Genomic DNA, 25,391 nt, shown 5'->3' with positions numbered 1-25,391 from the left:
GTCCACTTTTTTTCATATATTTATGGCAATAACATCACAGACTTCCGCACACCGACCATTCCAAAAATAAAGGAGAAGAATTCATGGCTGCTTCACAACGACTCACCCATGTCCTGGTCACACTCGCTCTCCTGATCCTTTGTGTGTTAATGGTCTTGTATCCAGCGGAAACCTGGCATGCAGGTGTACGTGGACTGTCCATCTGGTGGGACGTATTGTTTCCCTCCCTTTTTCCTTTTTTGGTGCTGTCCGAGCTGTTGCTCGGCTTTGGCATTGTTCATTTTCTAGGTACCTTGCTGAATCCACTGATGCGTCCATTGTTTCGTGTTCCCGGAAGCGGTGGTTTTGTATTTGCCGTGAGCTGTGCATCCGGTTATCCTACAGGGGCGAAACTGACCGCTCAGTTATGGGAACAAAAACTGGTTACCCGTGAAGAAGGAGAACGGCTCGTTGCCTTCACTACATCATCCGATCCGATCTTCATGATTGGAGCGGTATCGGTTGGGTTCTTCCATAATGTCGCCATTGCTCCAGTATTAGTTGCGAGCCATTACGCTGCAGCTTTTCTGGTGGGTATGCTCATGCGTTTTCACGGGGGTACAGCAAAAGGCTCACAGCCAGACATCTCTTCTGGATCTCCATCGGAGGGGATACCTAGAAACAGACTGATTCGGGCCATCTATGCGATGCATGAAGCAAGAAAAGCTGACGGACGGGCATTCGGTGAACTGCTGCGCCAGGCAGTCTCCTCATCCCTTCGCCTTATTATTATCGTAGGAGGGCTGGTTGTATTCTTCTCGGTCATGATGGAGCTACTTGTCCAGACCGGTTGGCTTGGCGGATTATACGGGATAACCGAGCAATTGTTACGACATAGCGGACTGCCTCCATCCTTATCTCCTAGCTTGGTCGGTGGGCTGTTTGAAGTAACGCTGGGGAACAAAGAGGCTGGGAGTGCCGGGGCATCCATCCCACTTGTCTATAAAGTAGCAGCAGCAGCCTTTGTTCTCTCTTGGGGTGGATTATCCGTCCATGCACAGATTATGAGTGTTCTTAGCAACACACCCATGAGATACGGTCCATTTCTATTTGCCAGAGCAATCCATGCGCTAATCGCACCTATGCTGGTCCTGCTGTTGTGGACACCCCTGATGGGGCGTTCCTCTTCACCCGTTCTCATGGAGCCCGGTTTCATCCCATCGTTATCAACGTATACACCGGACTGGGGACTGATTTTCTTATCCGGAATGATTGTTTTTGTAAGCCTCATCGTGTTGTTGTTATTCCTTGCGATATTAAGTTCCATTCTCAAGCCTAGACGACATACCAAAAATAAGTGAACGATTCATCTATATTTAACTGAATATGCGCCCAAACGTTGTGTTCTTCCGCGGAATTGATTATCATCGGTAGTATAATGACCACAAAGGAGCTTTCATCTTGAGATACTATGTTCAAGACCGCGGAGACCAGTTATCGATTGATCTCAGTCAGCAGTTTCATGCGCTGGCGAAGGAAGAAGGGTTCAAGCTGGATGCAGAATCGCCGGAGATTGTGATCTCCATCGGGGGCGATGGTACGATGCTACAGGCATTTCACAATTTCATCGACCGTATTCCAGATATTGCTTTTGTTGGGGTTCATACAGGCCATCTCGGCTTTTACGCCGATTGGAAGAAGGAAGAATTACGCGAGTTAGTCAGGCTGATGAGTGGCAAGGGAGATCCGGAGCGTCTCAAACCACGGATTGTACAATACCCACTCTTGGAGCTTGAGATTCGGAAAAAGTCAGGGAACTCCTCTTACATCGCCCTTAATGAATTTACGTTAAAAGGTGTAGACGGTACCGTCGTGGCCCAGGTCGATATTAACGATGTGACATTTGAGATGTTCCGTGGGGATGGCATCTGTGTATCCACGCCATCAGGCAGCACGGCATACAACAAGGCCCTTGGCGGGGCCATGGTTCATCCAACCATTGAGGCGATTCAGATTGCGGAGATTGCATCGATTAATAACCGGGTCTATCGGACACTTGGTTCACCGGTTATTTTGCCCAAGCATCATCATTGTGATATTTTCTCCCGTAAGGATCAGCGGTTATTGATGACGATTGATCATGTAAATGTGATGGTGGAGGATCTGATCTCCGTCCGTTGTCAGGTATCCAGTCACAAGGTCAGTTTCGCACGTTTCCGCCCTTATCCATTCTGGAACCGGGTTCGCACGGCATTTCTTGACTAAAATAAACACACCAAAAAAGCGGTCCTTCTCAGGAACCGCTTTTTGCTTTGGCTTGAGGTTGATCTTTGCTCTTCTGAAGCACAAAGTACGCACAGCCAAAGTTACAATATTCATTGATATAATCCACCATACTGGCGATTGTGGAATCCTTTGTCGCTTTTGGATGGTTATCACGGTAAAAACCTTTTAACCTTAACTGGCTATAACCCCAGTCTCCGATTATATAATCATAACGCTCCAGCACTTCACTGTAACGATCACGGAAAACCTCTGGATTCCAGCCTTCTTTGTGGTTCTGGACGATTTCATAATTTTTGCCGCCGATCTGTACAATGACCGGTTCTTTGGGCTTTTCTTCAACTGACTCAACAACCGATTCCTGAGCCGGCTCCTGGATCTGTTCCTGAAGTTGGTCCTGAATCTGTTCTGTGTTTTTTTCTTCTTCCAATCCGGTATCCTCCATCACGCGTGTGTTGCCGCCTGTTCAGCATGTTTGGTAGCCGATTTCACCTGTTCATGCGCATGGTAGGAGCTGCGTACCATCGGGCCGGATTCGACGTGGCTGAACCCACGTTTTAATCCTTCCTGTTTCAATGCAGCGAACTCCTCTGGCGGATAATACTTTTCAACATACAGATGTTTCTCCGATGGCTGTAAATATTGACCAATCGTCATAATATCACAGTTCACCGCACGAAGATCATCCATTGTTGATAAAATTTCATTATATTCCTCACCTACACCAAGCATAATGCTTGATTTCGTAGGGATGTTAGGTTGCATTTCTTTGGCACGAGCAAGCAATTCCAGTGAACGTTTATATTTCGCCTTGGCACGCACTTTGTCTGACAACCGCTCAACCGTCTCAATATTGTGATTCAAAATGTCCGGTTTGGCATCCATTACAATCTGCAAAGATTCCCGCTCGCCCAGAAAGTCTGGAATAAGTACTTCAACGCTGCACAATGGTAACCGCCGCCGTACGGCCTTTACCGTCTCTGCAAAGATCGTAGCTCCACCATCCTTCAAGTCATCACGGGCTACACTTGTAATTACGCAGTGTTGCAGATTCATCTGCTCTGCTGCTTCCGCCACACGTTCTGGTTCCTGCAAATCAAGCTCCGTTGGCAAGCCTGTATTCACCGCGCAAAAACGGCATGCCCTTGTGCAAATATCGCCCAAAATCATAAAAGTGGCCGTTCGATTGGCCCAGCATTCATAAATATTCGGACACCGTGCTTCCTCACATACCGTATGCAGCGTTTTGGAACGCATCATCGTTTTCATTTCCTGATAGTTATCGCCGGTTGTCAATTTGATCCGAATCCAATCCGGCTTCGGTTCTTTAACACGTTTAGCCAATGCATAAACCTTCTTTCTACTGAAGTTAGGCTGTTGCTCGGAACATATTATACCATGAAAGCGCTGGAAAAACCCCCATTTGTCACATCTTGTGCATTCATGCCCGATATGGACAATTTGTATAATTGGATTCGCCCCAAGAGCTTACATGGATAAAATGAGAACTTTTGAAGAACGCTAACCTTTAGCTTGGTTCATCGGGTACCTTGTATCATTCTAATGGAAAGGGGCTGCTTCCCAGTGCAACAACGCTTGACCTTCAGGCACACGTACCGCTTTTGGATCAAAACATTACTTGCAGGTACTCTGCTTCTCCCATTCTTGCCTGTTGAAGTTTACAGTGAACCCACCCAGGCCGCTCCCAAACCACAGGCTACCGAGTTAAAACCCGCAGAAATTTTCGCTGCACGTCGCCATTTATATGAAACCATCGGTCAGATGACCCAGATTCCCTGGTACAGGCTTGCTGCTATTGATCAGTATGAACGAACGATTACTCGTGCACACCCAAAGGATCGTAAGCATCCGGAGCGGCTTACGGGTATTTTCATGACCCCTCCGGCCTGGAGAGGATGGCTAAATCCCGATGAGACGGATCAACATCCGGAATCCATTCTTTTTTTCAAAGGATATGGACGGGATGGTTCAGGAGACGGTATAGCGGATGCCAACAATGATCAGGATGTGATGTACAGCATGGCTTCTGTTATTCAAGGTTACGGGAACAAACAAGAGGACTTCAACATTGCCTTGTGGGAATATTATCACAACTCCCGTGCTGTGCAACGGATACAACAATTCGCGAAGTTATATGAGCATTTTGACAATCTGGATCTATTCGGACATGCCTTTCCGGTCCCGCTCGGAACCAACTACTCCTATCGCAGTACCTGGGGGACAAAAAGAAGCTGGGGCGGTTATCGCATTCATGAGGGAACGGATATCTTCGCTCCGCATGGCCTGCCGGTGCGTAGCACCTGTTATGGGGTCGTGGAAATTAAAGGCTGGAACCCGTTTGGCGGCTGGCGCATCGGAATTCGGGATTTGAACAATCATTATCATTACTACGCCCACCTCTCGGGTTTTGACAAAAGTGCACGCATCGGTGAAGTTGTGATCCCCGGTCAGGTCGTAGGTTGGGTTGGAAGTTCGGGTTACGGGAAACCTGGGACACAGGGCAAATTCCCTCCACATCTGCACTATGGAATCTATCGCGACAGCGGACTGCACGAATGGTCGTTCGATCCTTATCCACAGCTGAAACATTGGGAACAGGATGAACGCAAACAAAAGAGCAAGAAAAGCAAGTGAGACGAGGATATGCACGATCAGCAAAGCGAAAAAGGGACCTCTTTAATTGAGGCCCCTTTCTTTGCTTTGCAATTCAAATTTGTGTGTATCATGGGTGCCCGTCCTTATTGAGCTGCAATCCCCCATTCACATCAGGCAGATCATCCGGCTCAATTTCAAGTTCATTCCCTTGCAAAGGGTCTGAAGGCGTCTGTTGCTGGTTCTGGCTAGGGGGATTCGTAGTTACTCCATTACCGCTTGATACACCCGTATGACCTGATGGCAGCGCAATAGCTGGGGCATTACTGCCGTTACTGCCCACTGGCTTGCCCTGATTATCGTAATAATACATTGGCACATCCCCGACAACCAGAAGGTAGGAAATCGGGATTTCCGTATCGACCGTTTCGGGCTCCATGTCGAAGGGCACCACGACCGCGACCTCAGCAATGATGTGAATGTACACTTCCACCAAAATCATGTTAATGCCCGCATTCTGTTGACGGGTGTTCAGATCCACTTTGACAGCGCCTTGGGGCTCAATACGAACCGGTATACTCGGGCCAAATGAAGCCAACACCGGACTGCCCAGCGCCTGCCCCAGCGGGATTTTTTCTTTTAACATGTGTACATTCTGCAACGTGGATTGCACAATATTCATCGTACTTGCGGTGATTCGCATATGCTCATTGTAGTTCAGCATGAAACCGGACACTTTCCCGGCGGTATCCGTCTTCCAGTCAATCAGTCCTTCGTTGGTTTTGCCATCGGCAACCTGTGCTGTAATCGCCTTGTTGATCGCTTCAGTCGCAATCTGCTTCACTCTGATCTTGGCCAAGTGCATGATGGGGGGCTTCATCTTTTTATCCACATAAGCAAAGCCCTGCATCAAACAAAACGCGGTGACCAATAAAATGATCAACCACATTTTGCGTTTGCCGCTTGGCGGCTTACGGCGTCTCCGGCTTCGCCATTTTCTTCTCATCATCGAAGTGTCCCTCCCCTGCGGGATGAGCTATAGGCTATATGTTAACCTTATGCACCGTTGTCCCGAAAAAGAAGGACAGTACGTGGACACTGGACAGAAAGTACAACAACATGAAAGGGACAAGTACTCCTCTTTGGCTAACCTAACCGGAAATCGGAAACTACATAAAATCGAGATAAAAAAGCCTTTCGCCCGCAGATTACTCTGCAAGGCGAAAGGCTTTATGTTCAGACCACCCAAAGATTCAGGTAATGTCTTTCCTTTTATTTTGGAACAGATTCCCAGTCTTTCAGGAAACGTTCAATCCCGCTGTCCGTCAGTGGGTGTTTCCAAAGTGTTGGCAGAAGCGAACCTGGGATGGTGGCAATATGCGCACCGGAAAGGGCTGCATCCTCTACATGTTTGATATTGCGAATGCTTGCTGCGATAATCTCGGAAGGCAGATCATACATGTCCAGAATAAGACGCAGATCACGAATCAATTTCATACCATCCACCGCAATATCGTCCAAGCGACCAACGAATGGACTGATGTAGGTTGCACCGGCTTTCGCCGCCATCAGGCCCTGTGCTGCGGAGAAAATCAGCGTGACATTGGTTTTAATCCCTTTTTGCGTCAACTCATGACAAGCGTACAACCCATCTTCGGTCATCGGCAATTTAATGACTACATTCGGTGCCCATTCTGCAATTTCATAAGCTTCCTTCAACATATCCTCGGCTTTGAGACCGATGACTTCAGCACTGACCGGGCCTTTAACAACGCCACAGATCTCCTGAATGACTTCTTTAAATACGCGACCTTCTTTGGCAATCAAAGACGGGTTAGTCGTGACTCCATCCACCAGACCCAGACGTTCGATCCGTTTGATTTCTTCCACATTCCCTGTATCCAAGAAAAATTTCATGATATGTTCCCTCCACTTGATGAATTCGTAAACACGATATAAGTCATTACCCGATGTTCATCATATGTTAACAGTTATATATAAAATTAATTTTTCTCTACAGCGTGACCGCCAAATTCATTACGCAATGCTGCTACCACTTTACCTGTGAATGTGTCTGTTTCCAGGGAACGGTAACGCATCAACAAGGACAAAGCGATAACCGGTGTAGCGGTTTGAAGGTCAAATGCCGTTTCTACCGTCCAGCGTCCTTCACCGGAAGAATGCATTACGCCTTTAATTTCATCGAGGTTTGCATCTTTGGAGAAGGCACGTTCTGTCAGCTCCATCAACCAAGAGCGGATAACGGAACCGTTGTTCCATACGCGAGCCACTTGTTCGAAGTCGAAATCAAATCCACTTTTCTCCAATACGTCAAAACCTTCACCGATGGATGCCATCATACCGTACTCGATACCATTGTGAACCATTTTGAGGAAGTGACCGCTGCCCGCTTTACCAGCATACAGGTAGCCATTCTCCACGGAAGTATCTTTGAATGCCGGTTCAACAATTGCCCAAGCTTCCGGGTCTCCACCGATCATATAACATGCTCCATTACGTGCGCCTTCCATACCGCCAGATGTACCTGCATCCATGTAATGAATGCCTTTAGGTTTCATCTCTTCGTAACGACGAATGGATTCTTTGTAGTGGGAGTTACCCGCTTCAATAATGATGTCGCCTTTGGACAACAATGGGCTAACTTCAGCCAATACAGCGTCTACTACATTGTGGGGAACCATGATCCACAATACGCGTGGGGATTCGAGCGAAGCCACCATCTCTGCGTAAGAAGATACGCCTTCAGCGCCGTATTCTTTCATTTCATTAACTGCTTCAGCGTTCAGGTCAAAAGCAACCACTTCGTGTTTGTGATCAATCAGATTTCTACCCAGGTTCAATCCCATTTTTCCTAATCCGACAAGTCCAAGTTTCATTTCAAAATCCTCCTGTTATGAACAATGTTTAAATTTCATTTGCGTTCAAAATTAAAAATAAGTGCTTAACGTTTGGCGAAGTAACCGTTCCGGTCACGAATCGTTCTTTTGATCGCTGTTATCCCCAGATTTTTTGAATCTCCTATAATAGGAGAAAATCCGGGGATAAAGGCGAAGTGTATGCTTACGAAGTAGCTTTCTTCCAGAAAGCTTTTAGCTTTGCTTCTACAGAATCGATTTCGTCCCCTACACTACATTCTCAGCGTTCAAGCCAACCCATTTTAAAACTGAACAGCTAATCTATATTCAAAAATTTTCACGGCCTTCCGGCCACATAACCGGAAGGGCTTATGCAAAATTGGAACGGTATAATTCACAATAGATACTGTATATATCAGCATTTTGCACACTCGATCCAACTTGCTCCTGAGTACAAGCTCTAGGGGAATAAAACATTTCGTTCTATATCCTGTTGACTTGAAAAGGTTTGTTTGGATTTGTGCAAATGATTATTTGTGAGCAGAACGGATTGTAAAGTTGTTTTTACTATTTGTGTTCTCTTATGCTCACTCTTTTGTTTCACTTACCACCAACGGTAACCGTCTGCTGCTGTCAGACGATCTGCTGACTCTGGTCCATGCGAACCTGCGCTGTACGTATCCAGTGGCACGCTGCCTGCTTCGAATGCTTCCTGAATCGGTTGCACCCATTGCCATGCCAGCTCCACTTCGTTCCAGTGTGCAAAGAAGGTGGAATCTCCACGCATCGCATCAAAGATCAGATTCTCGTAAGCTTCAGGGATGTTACGTTTACCTGAGTTGAAGGTCATATGCATTGGTTCCACTTCACCATGGTTCAATGGATTCTTCGCATTTAATTGAAGCGAGATGCTTTCTCCCGGACCAATTTCAATCGTCAGCAGGTTAGGTTCCGTTGTATTTTCGGCTTCATGACCGGTCTTCAGTGGTGCCTTGAACTCAACAACGATTCTGGTGGATTTCTCAGTCAGGCGTTTACCTGTACGGATATAAAATGGAACCTCGCTCCAGAATGGATCATCGATCCAAAGTCTTGCGGCAACATAGGTCTCGTTCTGGGATCCGGCTGGAATGCCAGGCTCGTCCAAATATCCAACAACCGAGGAACCTTGCAGCTCACCTGCTGCATATTGCGCACGAACAACTTCAGAAGCGATATTTTCTTTTGTCAACGGACGAAGTGCTTCAGCAATTTTTTGCTTTTTGAATTGAATTTCTTCCGGTGTGCAACGTTTTGGCAAATGCAAACCAATCATCATCAGCAACTGAAGCATATGGTTTTGGAACATGTCACGAAGAGCACCACTTTGGTCGTAATACGCGGCACGTTCTTCAACACCCACCGTCTCACTTGCCGTAATCTGTACATTGGCAATATAACGGTTAGACCACAACGCCTGAATCACTGGATTTGCATAGGTGAGCGTCTCAATATTTTGAACCATCGGTTTACCGAGGAAATGGTCAATGCGATAGATTTCTTCTTCCGCAAAGGTATTGCTCAGTTTTTCGTTCAAATCACGAGCTGATTGCAGGTCGTGTCCGAATGGTTTTTCGATAATCAGTTTCTTCCAGCCTTTGGTGTTACCCAGGCCACTTTCTTGAATGTTCAGTGCGATTGGCTCAAAGAATTCCGGTGCCACCGACATGTAGAACATGCGGTTTTCAGGAATGTTAAGCTCTTGTTCACGCTGTTGAACCAGTTCCAACAGTTTGGTGTAATCTTCAAGCTTCGTATTATTTAAAGAACAATAACGGAAAGCTCCAATGAAATCACGAACCTGAGATGCTTCTTCCGGCGTCTGACGTGAGAATTCATGCAGTGACTTTTCAACATTCGCCTGGAAGTCCGTATCCGACAATTCACGTCGTCCCAATCCGATAACGGAGAAAGATTTCGGCATTTTCTGATCCATGTACAAGTTATATAATGCAGGGTAAATCTTGCGTTTGGCTAAATCGCCTGTTGCCCCGAACAGGACAAATGTCATTGCATCCATTGGAGTGCCTCCTGTGATCTGTGCAGTATAGTATATGATGTTGCAAAATGTTCAAATCCAAGCATGACAAAAGACGGAATAAGTGGGTGTGTTCCCCGCCTTGCCTCCGTTTATATAACGCACTTGAATTCAACCATGGAACATTCCTTCTCTCCACAACCTGTGTTTAGGTTATAAATTGTAACCATTTGAATTAACGTTACCCATATTACACCTGTCGTCACAATTCGTCAATAATCGTGTCGAACCTGTGAACTCCAGTGTTTATAGGGTTTTTATTTGATGATAACGCTTTATGTGGTAACATTAAGAACAATTGGTATGTGACATTTTACACATATGGCTTGTGGACAAGTAGGTTACAATAAGTATACTAATGATATTACAAGCAATATTAAATCAAAGGAGTACAATTATGAGCGATGATGAGAATGCCAAGCAAATATGTACAAAAGTGGAACAATCTTATCAGATCATTGGCCGAAAATGGGTAGCCCTCATTATCCATGCGTTGATGGAGGAACCCAAACGCTTCAGTGAGATTCACGCTTATATCCCTGACTTGAGCAAACGTGTGTTAAATGAGCGAATGAAGGAATTGGAGGAAGAAGGACTTGTGGTTCGCCATGTGGTCACGGAACGTCCAGTTCGGACTGAATATATGTTGTCACGAAAAGGCACGGAACTGGGGAGAGCGCTAAGCGCCGTGGAACGTTGGGCTGATAAGTGGCTGTAACAGCTTGAAGAATCCTTAATGTTTATTTGGCTTGAAGGTTACCGATGTACAATCCCGGAGGTGGAGTATCGCATTTAGCAACTGGCTAGTGCAATCCGCATCCGGGATTTATTTACTTCAAACGGTAAATACTAATTGTGTATAGAGACGTAATAACGCTATTATTTTGCAAACCAAATTAATGCTTACTGCTTCGTTCAAATTGTTGCCGATACTACAGCGGGTTCTTTTAGGCAGTTTTGGGAAAAAACTGGATGAAATACGGTCCATTTGGAAACCCGGTACGCCTGCCCCTCCTCTTCCACCAAAGTGATGTTATCTCAAGGAGTGATAGTCCTGCTTCAACCTTCGAGCTTTGACGTGTTCCGTAATGCTGCTACCTGTCTCTTGATGAAAAATACAGTAAGCATACGATTTGGACAGGTGAACATCTGCCGCCATTTGGTCCAATCTGATCACATAATCGAATTGATTTTCAATCCACCACATCATCTTCTCCAAGTGTCTCAAATGACGTGAATCCGCTAATTGCGAAAGCGTATCATCTGCTTCTTCTTTTTATTGATCTAATCCATGACTATGGAGATTATTTTCTTGAAGCGTTCTCGAAGATAATTGGATGAAGGGACCGGGTCTATTGATTTTTCGGGGTTGTAGACGTAACAAACGTAGCACAAAAAATGCCACCTCACTATTACGTGAAGTGGCATTTTTAGATAGTCATAATAATTACTTATTATTTTGGATTAGATCATTATTTCAAAATTAAAACAAATTTTTATGTAAAATAAAAATAAAATCTCATTATACAATCAATAGCTTCCATCCGCATCCTTTATTCTCTTGATCGCATCTAACATTTCCTGTTTTTGTTTAAGGAGTAACTGTGTCCGAGTATCCAGCTGATAAAAGAACACTTCCACCTTGATTCGAAGTTTGTCTGCTGATTGTCCCTTCCAGGTGTTCAGCTTCCCATACAATACTCGTGCTTCTCTCTCGTTTTCTCTCAATTCGCTAAGGATAAGATCCAACTCTTGTTCTGCCTGTAATAACTGATCCAAGTCCATGGCTATACTGCTTCCACTCATTACATCTTCCTGCCTTTCTACCAATGCTCGTTAAGCTACTGTTCCACTATCGGCCTGGATAAACAAATCCGCCTTGTTCTGAATATAATCTACAAGATCTGATGTATGTTCCAGATGCCATTCATCTAACTGCTTAATACTCATCTGAAGATCCCATACAATCGGCACAAGCCGCTGACTATGACTGCTCTCGGTGTACTCAAAAAAGTTCCGTTGGATTCGCTCGAAGGTACGGCTCATATCCTGTGCTTGGCGACTCCATTTCCCTGCAATCTCCTTCAGTTCTTCTGGCGTTAACTCGATGGTTCCTGCCGAGTAACCACCTACAACATTAACCACAGACTTGAAACCTTTGGATAGGGTATCCCAAGCTTCACGTGTATGATCCAGGATGTTATGATCCGAAGGTTTTCGCGGAGAGAAACTCACTCGTTCTCCCGTAATTTCATCATACAAGGTATTATCGATATACCCATCGTCATCGAAGCTGTAATGCTTCATATCGTGATATGAAGGCCCTCCCAGTGTATCGTTATATTTTTCATGGGCATTGAGGCCATAACTTGCGTTGAAATCGTCATAATTGAAATCAATCACTAAGGTCGAACCTACATGCCGCTCATATCCTCCAAGCATACCACTTGCAATGAAATCTCCCGGATGAATAAAGTTGATCACTTGCCGGTCAAAACCTCCCTCTTCCGCTTTTCTGCGCATTTCTGGCGTCAATGATGCGACGACGGTAGGCGCACTAAATGTTACTGCATCTATCCCAGTATACACAGCTGCATATTGCGTTTGGCTCCACCCAAAGAATGTCCTGTGAGTGTGAAGTCCGCGTCTGGATACTTACTCTGCATCTCCTTCACATAATCTTCAGCCTCATATAGCTGATTTTCAAAACGCAGCCCCTTGCTGATGTTTTTTTGAGTGTCCCCTAGCCAATCCTCAAGTTGAGAAAGACCTAGCGAGTCTTCTATTCCTTTAGAAATTTCCTTTTCCAATGGAAATCGGAGATCGTCAAAAGCTCTATTGATCGTTGCTCCAATTTCAGGAAGACCTATATTTAGAACATCCGCTTTTAGATCAGGAGCTTTTCTATCCCAAGTGCTGGAGCCTTCCGTTCCTCGGAAAGCAATGACAGCTTGTTTAGTATCAGGTTTGTAAAAGGTCACTACATCCATGCCAGATGAATTATGTTTTTGGTCTATTATTTCCCAGCCTGGGAGACTATCTATTTTGTTAGTCTTAAAATCATTGTATGCTTCGCTCGACATTTTTTTATAGGTTAGATCACTAATGTCCCTATTTCCCACTATTTCCACCTCTATCTCTAATATATGGGTCATAGCCCTCACTAACTAAAAGCTCTTCTAATTCTGTATTAAAACTGAAAGATTCCTTTTCATTCGACTCGTAATCAACTGACACGCTGAAGATAAAATTCTCATGATCTGTTACATGTCCAGATACGGTAACCCAACTCATCGCCATTTTAGGCAAAATTTTCTTTTCTGTAATTATCACATCCAAATCATATGTTTCTTTCAAATACTGAATAGCAATGGCCTCCGAACGATCTATAATTTCTTGATCTTTATCTTTTGTATCCACTCTTAAACACCCTCCTAAAATGAAAACTATCATTATGGTAAATGTAATTATTTTTATCATCCGGGACACATCCATCCCTCACTTTATGGATCTATTTGTAAATAGATAGAAGAAATCCTCGGTAAAAGGATTTCTTCTATCAGGATCTAATCAATAAAACAAACTTGCGTTTTCTTTAATGCGGTACCTGCGCACTGAAATCATCGCGGCTGGAGCGATCCGCATGGTAAAAGACTACGTCTCCATCCCGCAATGTAAAGCTGTTTTCGTAGCTATCCTCTACCTCACGCTGGAATCCTTCTAGCAACCATTGGTTCATTAGCGGGGCATGGATATACTGCAGATGCGGTGCCGCCAGATTTCCCTCCCGAATGGACTCGAAGTTGAAGTTCACCACGATATACCCATCCTTCAGGAAGATCGGCGATTTAGCATCCAATCCGCCGTGCGTACGTCCATACTCAGCCAAGTTTGTTCCCGCTTGCACCACATAGGGCTCGGCAGGCAAACTGTATTCCCCGTACCATTGTTGAATGGCTGCATTCGCACGAAGTACATCTGCACTGGCGGTCGTTGGAATATTCGTTTTCGGACCGATAAATGTCCGCAACTGTTCTGGCATCAAGAGCAGGCTATATCCACCTACCGGAGTTTTCATTTTCGTAAACTTGTCTCGATAGTACTCTTGATATGCTCGTTCACTCATCATCCCTGGATGGATTTCACCATATCGGTTGTATTTGTACGTCGCTGTATCTCGCAGTTGTTCGGACGGAACTTGACGAAGCCGATCGTTCAAAATCACGAACCGCTTCACTTGATCTTCTGTCGAACCGATACGAATAAAGTTACGCTGGTTGGTGGAGTAATACATATCCACGGGCACACGTTCGCTTCCATCCTTACTTACAAAATCAAAGGTTGGCGTGAGACGAATGCCGTCTCGTGGGCCGAACATGTTGCCTTTCGTTTTAAAGTCAAACTTGAAGTGGTATCCCGTTTTCACCGCCACATTCTGGTACCCTTGCAGGGGGTGACTGCCCGGGCGAATTGGGACGGTAAACTGCGGTTTGTTGCCCCGCTTGTCCCCATCGATATCCTGCGTGCCGGTCCAGTAACTGATCCAGGTCGGCGCAAGGCTATTTTTGAAACGGCGGAAGACCAGTTCCCAGTTATAGTCGGCGATATCGGTAATCTCAAAGTCATATAGTCGCCCAATGACCTCCACCGAGACTTCGTCCGAAGCGGCGTGATAGTACAGGTCTGTGTTGGCATCGGGCTGGGCATCAATCTCCGGCTCGGTACTGAAATGCGACGGGGCATTTTCAGCAATATTCCGGAATTCCACCTGGTAGTCTCCTTCATCCACCCACACCGGCAGATAGAAGGTCGTATCCAGTACAGGTACTTGGATGTCGATCCACGTGTTTCGCGGATAAAATTGCGTTCGGTCGGCACTGTACACGTCAAAAGGAAACCGGACTTGTTTAATCCGATAATACTTGGCGTAATTCCGATCCCCATATCCCGGATAGGACCCCGCATCCAGATGTTGTCCGCTGGTCGGGATGCGAACCGTGAATGGTCGCTCCAAAATGAGCGCAGACCGGTTCATGTTCGGCACCGTTTTCTGGTTATGGGGCTGATCATCCGAAACGAGCGAGTAGTTCACGACTGGGGTATGGACGGTGACGGGGTTAATCGGATCGACTGGAAAGGTTTTTCCTCCACTACCTCCCAAGGTAGTGGGATAGAGCGCATACTGAATTTCCCCCGTGGAATCCGTATCCGCTTTATTCAAAAGTGTCCGGGGAATCAACAGCTGATCTTCATACAGCACCTGCTCCCCGGTGTTTTTATACGAGCCAATCTTCGTTGGTGCTGGGATCTGCGTCGGGTCTGGTCCATTTTCAACGACCGTGCTACCATCCATGACGTTGGTCGTCGAACCCTCCCAGGTAAAGTCCAATGCATCATTTTTCACATCGGGTGGACCCGTTTGACCCTCGGCCATGCCTTTTAATAATCCCTCATCATTCGGAACGGGTAAGGGTGTATACCCAGAACTCGCCAACACCTCGGGAACGTAGCTGATCTCACCCGTTTCCTGCGGCATGACATGAATCTCCACATCTTCGTCATGTTCCATCTCTAGCTCCGGCGGTGTATATCCCTGAGGCCAGAGTGTAATTTGACTTCCATCCGGGAGAGCATAGTTTTCCATTTTAGCCTGCTCGATCGAATACAGTTCGACGTTATTGATTTTCCAATAGCTATAGTTTCGGTCAAAGCTGAACCTGTACGTCACATCGACCGTATCCGAATCCTCAGTATCTTCCTGCGGGATAGACGTACCATTCGGCCCTGGCAGGTTAGGCTGCTTCACTTTCCAGGTCCGGGCATATGTAAGTTCCGCGGTACAATCATAGGTTATGGTACCTTGCTGTTTGCCAAAGGTATGCTGGAACAGATAATTCATCGCCCACGTATTGGCATACAAGTGCTCCGAAGTCGGGATCCCGCGCGTGGCATCAAAATGAATGCCGTTCGTTGGATCATCCGCCAGAATATGCCCTTGGGCACCTGGATCCATAAATGCTGTTTGCGGTGCAGCCACTTCATTCGGTGGATTGATGGTAGGTTTGCAGGCTGCCCTCCCGTCTGGGATAGGATCATCAGGAATAACTGTCGTTACTTTACGATATACACCTACTACATTCGTACCTCCAAGATAATTTGTAAAATTTCTTTCTGATAACTTTGCATTTCTCTCTGGATCACCCGTTTGTACAAAATTCTGTTCATTTAACTTCCGTTTAGACTGAACATACGACTTCACTAGCTTATAGGTGTCACCTTGAAACGGATAAGTTTTATCTAACATTACTGTATCTACTGGTTTACCTACTGGCCAATTTTTATCTACATCTTCAATGTCGCTCTCTACTTTTGCAGAATACATCTCTATCCCTTCACTAGTTCGATATATCTTGGTAACTGGATAGTATCCATTCACTTTTACAGGAATATCATAGTACTGTCTGAACTTACTTGGGTCAGCCCAACTTTCAGCATTCTTTATACTCTGAAGAGTCACGAAATCCGTATTAGGTCTGGATCCGTTAATAACATGAAATATAGAGCTTAACCAAATCTGTCCACCATTGGTTATCTTCTCGAGTCCAGCAGCTTCTAAAGCATCATTCACTTGATTAACAGGAATATTGAAATATGTAGTAACCGTTCCATTGGTGTTATGTACTTCTCCTACCTGAGTAATTCTGACTACACCATGCGGCCCCCCTTGTTGAGGGGCACAATTGGTTGAGGTGCATCTTGCATTACGAGCTATTGTGAATCCGACCGTTTTATACCGAATCGATGTGGTTGCTCCTGTTGAGGTTGTACTAAATTTAATTGAACCTAACGGCTCAAATTGAATATCATCTGCAGCATATGCTACAGGTTTGATACTGAACACAACCAGTAATTCTATTATTAATGAAACCATCAAAAAACATAAGACGAATCTCTTGAGAAGCTTCTTCATTTCACTTCACGTACTATAGAGTTGTCACTAAATAATGTAGCCATGCCACTGACCTTCAAATCATACGTATTTGAATTCGTAGATAACGGAATATCTACATATCCTGCATATTTTTTTCCTTTTTTAAAGGTATCAGCATCTATGAAACGTTCATCAAATATGATGTTTTCGTATTTAATGTAAGATTTGATCTCAAAACTAAACTTAGTTCGAATAAAATAACCAGCTAGCTTATCCGCATCAGTCACCATAGAAGGTTCTGCTACCAAAGACCCTGTCATGATGATTTTGTTTTCCTTAACCCACTTCACATATCGTCTCATATCCGCAAGTACCACCCTGAAAGCCTGATTGTGATATGTAAATAATGTATTGGCCCATTCTTCATCAATTGTTCTGTAGTCTACGTTAAGCATTAAGTTATAGTAATTCTCCGTTGTTTGTTTCCATTGATCCATTAGAGCCTTATTGTTAAAGTTTCTATCGATCTTGGCTAGTTGGGCAGAAGTCGTATCTACAATAATACTGGGCTTCATCTCATACATTTCATTCGGATATTCTTCCAAAATATAAGGGAAGTCTTTTGCATTTTTAGGCAAATTGGTGGTTCGAATAAGCCGTCCCCACGGATCCCGCTCCGCATTCTTGGCTCTCTCTGCATTCTTTAAAGCTACTGTATCTACTTTCAGTGTCTGTCCACTCCGCACTTTACCAATTCGGTCTACAACGGTTAACGCTTGAGCACGAGTGGTTGTACCCTGGGGATCAAGCTTTCCGTTTCCCTTACCCGAAAGTAACCCATTTTTTACAGCAAGATATAGAAAATCATAATCATCTGTACCAATCTTCCCAATGGCCCGTGCCGCCACGTGTACCATTTCCATGCGCGTCATGGGTTCAGACCAATCTGAGGATAGAAAATCGGATTCAACATACAATTTATTGACTTTGGCAGATGTGACATATGCATCATACCACTGCATATTGGACTTTGTAGGCTCTGCCTCATGGCCCAGTGAACTAACTATGAGCTTTAGAAACTCTGCACGCGTTACTTTATTTTCCGGATAAAACATGCCATTGGGATAACCAGTAACAATCCCTTTATCCAGCGCCGCCTGAATACTGGATACTGCCCAATGCCCTTGAATATCCTTGAATGATATTTTTTGTCCTGCGTCACGATCTGTAATTGAATTCATTGGCTTGCTATTTAAACTACCATCCAAGGAAATTGATGGTTCCGCATGAACCTGAACTGTCGCTGCTAAAAGGGCTATTATCGTACTCATGACGATTACTTTCTTTTTCATCTGTGTTGTCCTCATTTCAATAAGAATAATTAATTTCATCAATATGTAAATTCTTGCTGTCACATATGCTATAAATAAACAAACTTTAGAACTACTAAATTCCCACACCACTATCGGCCTGGATAAACAAATCGGCCTTGTTCTGAATATAATCCACAAGATCTGATGTATGTTCCAGATGCCATTCATCTAACTGCTTAATACTCATCTGAAGATCCCATACAATCGGCACAAGCCGCTGACTATGACTGCTCTCAGTGTACTCAAAAAAGTTCCGTTGGATTCGCTCAAAGGTACGGCTCATATCCTGTGCTTGGCGACTCCATTTCCCTGCAATCTCCTTCAATTCTTCTGGCGTTAACTCGATGGTTCCTGCCGAGTAACCACCTACAACATTAACCACAGACTTGAAACCTTTGGATAGGGTATCCCAAGCTTCACGTGTATGATCCAGGATGTTATGATCCGAAGGTTTTCGCGGAGAGAAACTCACTCGTTCTCCCGTAATTTCATCATACAAGGTATTATCGATATACCCATCGTCATCGAAGCTGTAATGCTTCATATCGTGATATGAAGGCCCTCCCAGTGTATCCTTTATTTTGTCCACAGCACCGTAACTAGCATTAAAGTCGTCATAATTTTTATCAATTACGAGAGTTGAACCCACGTGCCTCTCATATCCTCCCAGCATACCACTTGCAATGAAATCCCCAGGATGAATGAAGTTGGTTACCTGACGATCGAAAGCACCTTCTTCTGCTTTCCTACGCATTTCTGGTGTTAACGATGCCACGACGGTAGGTGCACTAAACGTGACTGCATCCAGTCCTGTATACACCGCTACATATTGTGCATTTGCCCCGCCTAATGAATGTCCCGTAAGTGTAAAGTCTGCATCGGGATATTTGCTCTGCATCTCCTTCACATAATCTTCAGCCTCATATAGTTGATTTTCAAAACGCAGCCCCTTGCTGATATTTTTTTGAGTTTCTCCTAGCCAATCCTCAACTTGAGATAGACCTAACGAGTCTTCTATTCCTTTAGAAATTTCCTTTTCCAATGGAAATCGGAGATCGTCAAATGCTCTATTGATCGTTGCTCCAATTTCAGGAAAACCAATATTTAGAACATCCGCTTTTAAATCAGGAGCTTTTCTATCCAAGGTACTGGAACCTTCCGTTCCTCGGAAAGCAACGACCGCTTGTTTTGTATCAGGATTATAAAAGGTCACTGCATCCATGCCAGATGAATTGTGTTTTTGGTCTAGTACTTCCCAGCCCGTTAAACCTTCAATTTCAATTCCTTTCTCAAAATCGTTATAAGCTGCATCGGACATTCGTTGATAAACCTGATCGGTTATATTTCTATTGTTTAGATCATCCTTACTCATTTAATCTCCCTATCTCACATTTAACTGTAATATCAAAGATTATATCCTTTTACTAATAATGCTTTCTTAAATTCAGGACTATACGCAAACATCTCTTTCAAACCAGTTTCATAGTTAATCGATATTATGAACGTTTGATCTTCGTTTCCCGTTATATAACCATATATTGATACACGTGACATTGCCATCTTAGGCTGCATTTGCCTCCTTGTGATGGTCACGTCTAAATCATAAGTTTCTTTTAGATAATCAATGGCAATGGTCTCCGAACGCTCTATAATTTCTTGATCCTTTTTGTCCACTCCAGAACATCCTCCTATTACTCCAACGATCATTATGGTAAATGTAATTATCTTTATTATCCGGGACACAACCATCCCTCACTTTATCAATGTAGTTGTAAAACAGAAGAAATCCTCTAGTAAAAGGATTTCTTCTATCCAGTAACTGATTGTAATACTTACATTTATTTCTTAATGCGGTACCTGCGCGCTGAAATCATCGCGGCTGGAGCGATCCGCATGGTAAAAGACTACGTCTCCGTCCCGCAACGTAAAGCTGTTTCCGTAGCTATCCTCTACCTCACGCTGGAATCCTTCCAGCAACCATTGATTCATCAGTGGGGCATGGATATATTGCAGATGTGGTGCCGCGAGATTTCCCTCTCGAATGGACTCGAAGTTGAAGTTCACCACGATATACCCATCCTTCAGGAAGATTGGCGATTTAGCATCCAATCCGCCATGCGTACGTCCATACTCAGCCAAGTTTGTTCCCGCTTGCACCACATAGGGCTCGGCAGGTAGACTGTATTCCCCGTACCATTGTTGAATGGCTGCATTCGCACGCAGTACATCTGCACTGGCGGTCGTTGGAATATTCGTTTTCGGACCGATAAACGTTCGCAATTGCTCTGGCATCAAGAGCAGGCTATATCCACCTACCGGAGTTTTCATTTTCGTGAACTTGTCTCGATAGTACTCTTGATACGCTCGTTCACTCATCATCCCCGGATGGATTTCACCATATCGGTTGTATTTGTATGTCGCTGTATCTCGTAGTTGTTCGGATGGAACTTGACGTAGCCGATCATTCAGAATCACGAACCGCTTCACTTGGTCTTCTGTCGAACCGATGCGAATAAAGTTCCGTTGGTTGGTAGAGTAATACAGATCCACGGGCACACGCGTACTTCCATCCTTACTCACAAAATCAAAGGTTGGTGTGAGACGAATACCATCTCGCGGGCCAAACATGTTGCCTTTTGTTTTAAAATCAAACTTGAAGTGATATCCCGTTTTCACCGCCACATTCTGGTACCCTTGCAGTGGGTGACTGCCCGGGCGAATCGGGACGGTAAACTGGGGTTTGTTGCCCCGCTTGTCTCCATCGATATCCTGCGTGCCGGTCCAGTAACTGATCCAGGTCGGCGCAAGGCTATTTTTGAAACGGCGGAAGACCAGCTCCCAATTATAGTCCGCGATATCGGTAATCTCAAAGTCGTATAGTCTCCCAATGACCTCCACAGATACTTCGTCCGAAGCGGCGTGGTAATACAGATCTGTGTTGGCATCGGGCTGGGCGTCAATCTCCTGCTCAGTACTGAAATGCGATGGGGCATTTTCAGCGATATTCCGGAATTCCACCTGGTAGTCTCCTTCATCCACCCACACGGGCAGATAGAAGGTGGTATCCAGTACAGGTACTTGGATATCGATCCACGTGTTTCGCGGATAAAATTGCGTTCGGTCGGCACTGTACACGTCAAAAGGAAACTGGACTTGTTTAATCCGATAATACTTGGCGTAATTCCGATCCCCATATCCCGGATAGGACCCCGCATCCAGATGTTGTCCGCTGGTCGGGATGCGAACCGTGAATGGTCGCTCCAAAATGAGCGCGGACCGACTCATGTTCGGCACCGTTTTCTGGTTATGGGGCTGATCATCCGAAACGAGCGAGTAGTTCACCACTGGTGTATGGACGGTGACGGTGTTGATTGGATCGACAGAGAACGTTTTTCCTCCACTGCCTCCCAAGGTGGTTGGATGGAGGGCATATTGGATTTCCCCTGTGGACTCCGTATCCGCTTTATTCAAGAGTGTCCGGGGAATCAACAGCTGATCTTCATACAGCACCTGCTCCCCGGTATTTTTATACGAGCCGATCTTCGTTGGTGCCGGGATTTGCGTCGGATCCGGTCCGTTTTCAACGACGGTGCTGCCATCCATGACGTTTGTCGTCGAACCCTCCCAGGTAAAGTCCAGCGCATCGTTCTTCACATCGGGTGGACCCGTTTGGTCTTCGGCCATCCCTTTCAGTAACTCTGTATCATCAGGTACGTCTAAAGGCACGTACCCCTCAGTCGCTAGTACCTCGGGAACATAGCTAATTTCTCCTGTTTCCTTCGGCATGACATGGATCTCCACGTCTTCGTCGTGCTCCATCTCCAAATCCGGCGGTGTATACCCCTGTGGCCTGAGTATAATCCGACTTCCTTCAGGGAGAGCATAGTTCTCCATCTCGGCCTGCTCTATGGAATAAAGTTCGACGTTATTAATTTTCCAATAGCTATAGTTTCGTTCAAAGCTGAACCTGTACTGGACCGGGACTTCATCCGAATCCTCGGTATCTTCCTGCGGGATGGACGTCCCATTCGGTCCCGGCAGGTCAGGCTGCTCCACCTTCCAGGTGCGAACATATGTAATGTCGGCAGTGCAATCATAGGTAATCGTGCCTTGTTGCTTGCCAAAGGTATGCTGGAACAAATAGTTCATCGCCCACGTATTGGCATACAGGTGCTCCGAGGTCGGGATCCCGCGCGTCGCATCAAAATGAATGCCGTTGGTTGGGTCATCCGCCAGAATATGTCCCTGAGCCCCCGGGTCCATAAATGCAGTTTGTGGTGAGGCTACTTCATTCGGTGGATTGATGGTATATGTACAGCCTGCGACTCCCCCTGGTGGGGCTGTCCCATCACCCACCGTGACTTTTAAGTAAGCTATAAGATCGTATTTATATGAATCGTCGCTTTTCCAACGTACAGAAATTGTAGCGGTTCCCGGGCTTACGCCTTTAATCTTTCCACTTGGGTTCACTTCAACGATACCTTCCTGATCTGATTTCCATTCCACACCCGAACGAGTGGAGATATCTACCCAGTTGCCAAATTGCTTAGCTCCATGACTCATCGTAGCCACTTCACCTTTGAGATTGGCTTCTTCATCTTTTTTTAATCGCTGAGTACCTGTAAGTCGAATTTTTTTCTGCTCCGTCCACTTACTTCGCCATGTTATATTTAAAGGCGTTAAATATAAGGTACTGTACTTGATTTTTCCACTGGGATTTTTCCCATACTCTTTTGTGTATTCCTGTACATATAAATCCGAATCTTTTTTTCCTGTATCCGAAGTTAAGGTTACTATTTTCTTTGTAGAATCCAGTTCGAGATTGGTAATAAGGGAGTTCCAGCCTTGTACTTCCGTTGTCTCTACTTTCACAATATGTGGGCTAGGGATGGCAACATCCGAAGCCACTTGAGCTTTAGTTTGATCTATATACTTATCAGGCACATACACCGGATTATTTGCCATCTGAATTTGATCTCGAACTGATGTTTTCACAGGTGCATACTTGTCTCCGTCCTCAACATAGTTCGCTGGAATATTTCCAAAAGACGTTTCTGCAATCCACTTGAGACTATCAATCTGGTACCAGTACACCCCTGGATTAGCTGTTTTGACCCCTTCAAAGATTCTAACCACTTTTTGATAACCCGTTGGTCCCTCAGGAAGAGCTACAGGTGCAGCAAAGTCTTCCAAATCTTTCCGATCTTCCAGATCTGGACTGACAACAATTTTTTTTAATATCTTGGCTACATCATCAGCTGCAATTACAGTGTTTTCCGTTGTAGCTGTAATAAGTAATGGACTAATTAAGAAAAAAAACAATAAGCCTCTCTTTAATCCTCTAATTACATTGTTCATGGAATTCTGAAGAAAGTACTAGTTTGTTTATCAACTACAAATGCCAACATGGATTGGCTCACAGACGTGCCTGCTGATCTTCTAAGATAGAACTTCATCCAAAACGTGCGAGGAACTCCTTTTTTAAAAAATCCTGAATCAACATACTCCTCTACTGGCAAATTGTTGATTCCATATTTTTCTTTAGTCCCGCTGCTAAAATTCCCGACTGTTGTAAAAATATCTCCCACTGCTTGAATAAATGCTAGATTTCTTAAATTGTTTCCATTTGGAGTCACCGTTACTTCCATAAAAGCTTCATAATAACTATCACGTAAGGGGTATCGATAATCCTTATCAATAAATAATTTTCCATATAAGTTTCGAATCGTAGTCTTGGTTTGTGCATCAGCCACAATCATGCGATGGGCAGTTATAGTTCCTAGATTATTGCGTAGATTTACTTTTTTTCCAATTACACGATCAAAGCTTTCTGCGGTCCCATCCTCTCTTGTGAAATACTCGTATGGTGTAGCTGTAGTCAGATTGCTTCCCGTCAGACCTACCTCACGCATTTCATTCAAATCTCTGTAAGAATCGGCCTTACTTTCTTGCACTTGATCGTAACGGGATAAGATCACAGCCGCCTCTGCTCGTGTCGTTGTTTTTCCTGGACCAAACGTTCCATCGGGGTACCCACTCATCAACCCAGTTCCTAATACGATCGAGACGTAAGGATATGCTGCTTTCTTCAACCCGCCCTTGTAATATTCTGCCACAGGCACCAGCGTTTTCTCTGTATCCTTTAACGCTTGCTTGTAATCTTCATTTTGCGCTGCAAGCCCTGAACTAAGCCACTTCGCCATTTCCTCTCGTGTCAAAGCCGTGCCTGGCTTAAACCCATTCGGATAATCCGAAGAATTCAGAAAACCAAGGGATAACGCACGATTCACTTCTACCTCACTCCAATGCCCGGTCAAATCCTTAAACACATTAGCTTGCTCCGTTTCCGACGTCCCTTTAGCCACTCGGGCCAGCAATGCTGCAAATTCTGCGCGCGTCACTGTTGCTCCAGGCTTAAACGTGCCATCACTATATCCTTTGAAATAACCTTTTGCTACCGCTGCATCGATCGATGCTTTCGCCCAATGGCTCGTAGGCACATCTTTAAATGAGGTAACTGCTGCTTGACTGGTGTTTCCGGTGAAAGGAAATATTCCAATTACCAATGCACCGCTTAATATGAGTTGTGTTACTTTTTTCAAATCTTTCACGCTCCATTTTTATTTTTTCTCCCTTGATCTCTTCATACTTATGTACATTTTTTAAGTCTGCTGTTTGATTCCGTTTATATTCGTTTTTCTTTAAGACCTTCAGTAGTTTCAAAATGTTATCCTATGCCTAGGACATCTATAACCTAAGATCCAATCAAAAATGCCATTTATATGAATATTTTACCACTGTGGACTCAAAAAATATAGGTCTATTGAATCAAATAAATCATTACTAACCCTAAGTAGGTTCTAATAAACGCTAAAATTAAAACAGAATTTTCATTTAAGTTTTCAAATCTTACTTCGGTCATACAATAGATGGGGCTCATCTCCACTAGCACCGATTTAGCTCGTACTCCCGTACTCCCTATCCCATATCTAGCGATAGGTCACTTCATCTGCCCCTTCGTCTTGGCCTACTCGTAGTCAGGTTTCCGATAGACTATACTTCTACTTGAACTTCTGTAAACGAATTCCCAGTAAGCTCGTATCCGTCAGGTTAAATAATTGGCTACCTCGTCATACTCCAGCTGTTCCTGACTGATTCAGATGTTGGAATGTGGTATTATTTGAAAATCAGATGACAAAAAAACAGATTAATCATAGTGGAATTTAACTATGATCAACCTGCAAGATGTAACGAGATAA

Annotated in this window: 21 protein-coding genes; 4 read left to right on the top strand and 17 right to left on the bottom strand. The window is 44.7% G+C overall.

Annotated elements, in window-relative coordinates; all coding sequences use genetic code 11:
- The first annotated feature begins 83 nt into the window (after positions 1 to 83).
- Positions 84 to 1,340, top strand: coding sequence for a sporulation integral membrane protein YlbJ (ylbJ, locus tag J2Z28_RS13945; protein ID WP_211082948.1), 1,257 nt, complete (start codon positions 84 to 86; stop codon positions 1,338 to 1,340).
- 100 nt (positions 1,341 to 1,440) lie between these two features.
- Positions 1,441 to 2,244 carry an NAD kinase gene (locus tag J2Z28_RS13940; protein ID WP_036673293.1) on the top strand — a complete coding sequence of 268 codons (804 nt, stop codon included), beginning with the start codon at positions 1,441 to 1,443 and terminating at the stop codon, positions 2,242 to 2,244.
- A 28-nt stretch (positions 2,245 to 2,272) separates the two neighbouring features.
- Here J2Z28_RS13940 and J2Z28_RS13935 read toward each other — a convergent pair whose 3' ends face one another.
- Positions 2,273 to 2,692, bottom strand: coding sequence for a YutD family protein (locus J2Z28_RS13935; protein ID WP_244988285.1), 420 nt, complete (start codon positions 2,690 to 2,692; stop codon positions 2,273 to 2,275).
- Between the two features lie 14 nt (positions 2,693 to 2,706).
- Complete coding sequence (gene lipA / locus J2Z28_RS13930) at positions 2,707 to 3,606, bottom strand: lipoyl synthase (protein ID WP_211082947.1); 900 nt, start codon at positions 3,604 to 3,606, stop codon at positions 2,707 to 2,709.
- Between the two features lie 240 nt (positions 3,607 to 3,846).
- Between lipA and J2Z28_RS13925 the strand changes: the two genes are divergently transcribed.
- Positions 3,847 to 4,917 (top strand): M23 family metallopeptidase, encoded by a 1,071-nt coding sequence (locus J2Z28_RS13925; protein WP_342357503.1) that lies wholly within the window; start codon positions 3,847 to 3,849, stop codon positions 4,915 to 4,917.
- Between the two features lie 88 nt (positions 4,918 to 5,005).
- On the opposite strand, the gene yunB is transcribed toward J2Z28_RS13925, so the two are convergent.
- The 4 genes from yunB to zwf all read right to left on the bottom strand — a co-directional run bounded on the left by yunB (position 5,006) and on the right by zwf (position 9,810).
- The gene (gene yunB, locus J2Z28_RS13920) at positions 5,006 to 5,884 is read right to left on the bottom strand and encodes a sporulation protein YunB (RefSeq protein ID WP_211082946.1); all 879 of its coding nucleotides are present in this window, start codon (positions 5,882 to 5,884) and stop codon (positions 5,006 to 5,008) included.
- Between the two features lie 263 nt (positions 5,885 to 6,147).
- A complete protein-coding gene (fsa, locus tag J2Z28_RS13915; protein WP_036605718.1) occupies positions 6,148 to 6,792 on the bottom strand; it encodes a fructose-6-phosphate aldolase in 645 nt (214 codons plus the stop codon).
- Between the two features lie 86 nt (positions 6,793 to 6,878).
- Positions 6,879 to 7,772, bottom strand: coding sequence for a phosphogluconate dehydrogenase (NAD(+)-dependent, decarboxylating) (gene gnd, locus J2Z28_RS13910; protein ID WP_017692367.1), 894 nt, complete (start codon positions 7,770 to 7,772; stop codon positions 6,879 to 6,881).
- A 583-nt stretch (positions 7,773 to 8,355) separates the two neighbouring features.
- The gene (gene zwf, locus J2Z28_RS13905) at positions 8,356 to 9,810 is read right to left on the bottom strand and encodes a glucose-6-phosphate dehydrogenase (protein WP_211082945.1); all 1,455 of its coding nucleotides are present in this window, start codon (positions 9,808 to 9,810) and stop codon (positions 8,356 to 8,358) included.
- 415 nt (positions 9,811 to 10,225) lie between these two features.
- Here zwf and J2Z28_RS13900 point away from each other — a divergent pair, with 415 nt between their 5' ends.
- The gene (locus J2Z28_RS13900; protein WP_036605715.1) at positions 10,226 to 10,546 is read left to right on the top strand and encodes a winged helix-turn-helix transcriptional regulator; all 321 of its coding nucleotides are present in this window, start codon (positions 10,226 to 10,228) and stop codon (positions 10,544 to 10,546) included.
- A gap of 315 nt (positions 10,547 to 10,861) precedes the next feature.
- Here the strand turns inward: J2Z28_RS13900 and J2Z28_RS13895 are convergent, their stop codons facing one another.
- The 11 genes from J2Z28_RS13895 to J2Z28_RS13850 all read right to left on the bottom strand — a co-directional run bounded on the left by J2Z28_RS13895 (position 10,862) and on the right by J2Z28_RS13850 (position 24,734).
- A complete protein-coding gene (locus J2Z28_RS13895; protein ID WP_211082944.1) occupies positions 10,862 to 11,038 on the bottom strand; it encodes a helix-turn-helix transcriptional regulator in 177 nt (58 codons plus the stop codon).
- Between the two features lie 320 nt (positions 11,039 to 11,358).
- Positions 11,359 to 11,634 (bottom strand): hypothetical protein, encoded by a 276-nt coding sequence (locus J2Z28_RS13890; protein WP_017692363.1) that lies wholly within the window; start codon positions 11,632 to 11,634, stop codon positions 11,359 to 11,361.
- Between the two features lie 30 nt (positions 11,635 to 11,664).
- Positions 11,665 to 12,312 (bottom strand): hypothetical protein, encoded by a 648-nt coding sequence (locus J2Z28_RS31205; RefSeq protein ID WP_244988284.1) that lies wholly within the window; start codon positions 12,310 to 12,312, stop codon positions 11,665 to 11,667.
- Positions 12,313 to 12,401: 89 nt separating this feature from the next.
- Positions 12,402 to 12,950, bottom strand: a complete 549-nt coding sequence (locus tag J2Z28_RS31200) for a lipase family protein (protein ID WP_342357502.1) — start codon at positions 12,948 to 12,950, stop codon at positions 12,402 to 12,404.
- Positions 12,940 to 13,248 carry a hypothetical protein gene (locus J2Z28_RS13880; protein ID WP_342357501.1) on the bottom strand — a complete coding sequence of 103 codons (309 nt, stop codon included), beginning with the start codon at positions 13,246 to 13,248 and terminating at the stop codon, positions 12,940 to 12,942. The genes J2Z28_RS31200 and J2Z28_RS13880 overlap by 11 nt, the downstream gene beginning before the upstream one ends.
- Positions 13,249 to 13,423: 175 nt before the next feature.
- Positions 13,424 to 16,729, bottom strand: a complete 3,306-nt coding sequence (locus J2Z28_RS13875; protein ID WP_211082943.1) for a DUF5704 domain-containing protein — start codon at positions 16,727 to 16,729, stop codon at positions 13,424 to 13,426.
- A 65-nt stretch (positions 16,730 to 16,794) separates the two neighbouring features.
- The gene (locus J2Z28_RS13870) at positions 16,795 to 18,111 is read right to left on the bottom strand and encodes an S-layer homology domain-containing protein (protein ID WP_211082942.1); all 1,317 of its coding nucleotides are present in this window, start codon (positions 18,109 to 18,111) and stop codon (positions 16,795 to 16,797) included.
- 94 nt (positions 18,112 to 18,205) lie between these two features.
- Positions 18,206 to 19,504, bottom strand: coding sequence for a Tle-like phospholipase domain-containing protein (locus J2Z28_RS13865; RefSeq protein ID WP_211082941.1), 1,299 nt, complete (start codon positions 19,502 to 19,504; stop codon positions 18,206 to 18,208).
- Between the two features lie 32 nt (positions 19,505 to 19,536).
- Complete coding sequence (locus tag J2Z28_RS13860) at positions 19,537 to 19,806, bottom strand: hypothetical protein (protein ID WP_017692361.1); 270 nt, start codon at positions 19,804 to 19,806, stop codon at positions 19,537 to 19,539.
- A gap of 171 nt (positions 19,807 to 19,977) precedes the next feature.
- On the bottom strand, positions 19,978 to 23,226 hold the full coding sequence (locus J2Z28_RS13855) for a DUF5704 domain-containing protein (RefSeq protein WP_211083022.1): 3,249 nt from the start codon (positions 23,224 to 23,226) through the stop codon (positions 19,978 to 19,980).
- 260 nt (positions 23,227 to 23,486) lie between these two features.
- On the bottom strand, positions 23,487 to 24,734 hold the full coding sequence (locus J2Z28_RS13850) for an S-layer homology domain-containing protein (protein WP_211082940.1): 1,248 nt from the start codon (positions 24,732 to 24,734) through the stop codon (positions 23,487 to 23,489).
- Between the last annotated feature and the right edge of the window lie 657 nt (positions 24,735 to 25,391).

This window comes from Paenibacillus xylanexedens, from assembly GCF_017874615.1.
Taxonomy (GTDB): domain Bacteria; phylum Bacillota; class Bacilli; order Paenibacillales; family Paenibacillaceae; genus Paenibacillus; species Paenibacillus xylanexedens.
The sequence above is the reverse complement of the archived record's forward strand: the minus strand, read 5'-3'. Positions and strand labels throughout refer to the sequence as shown.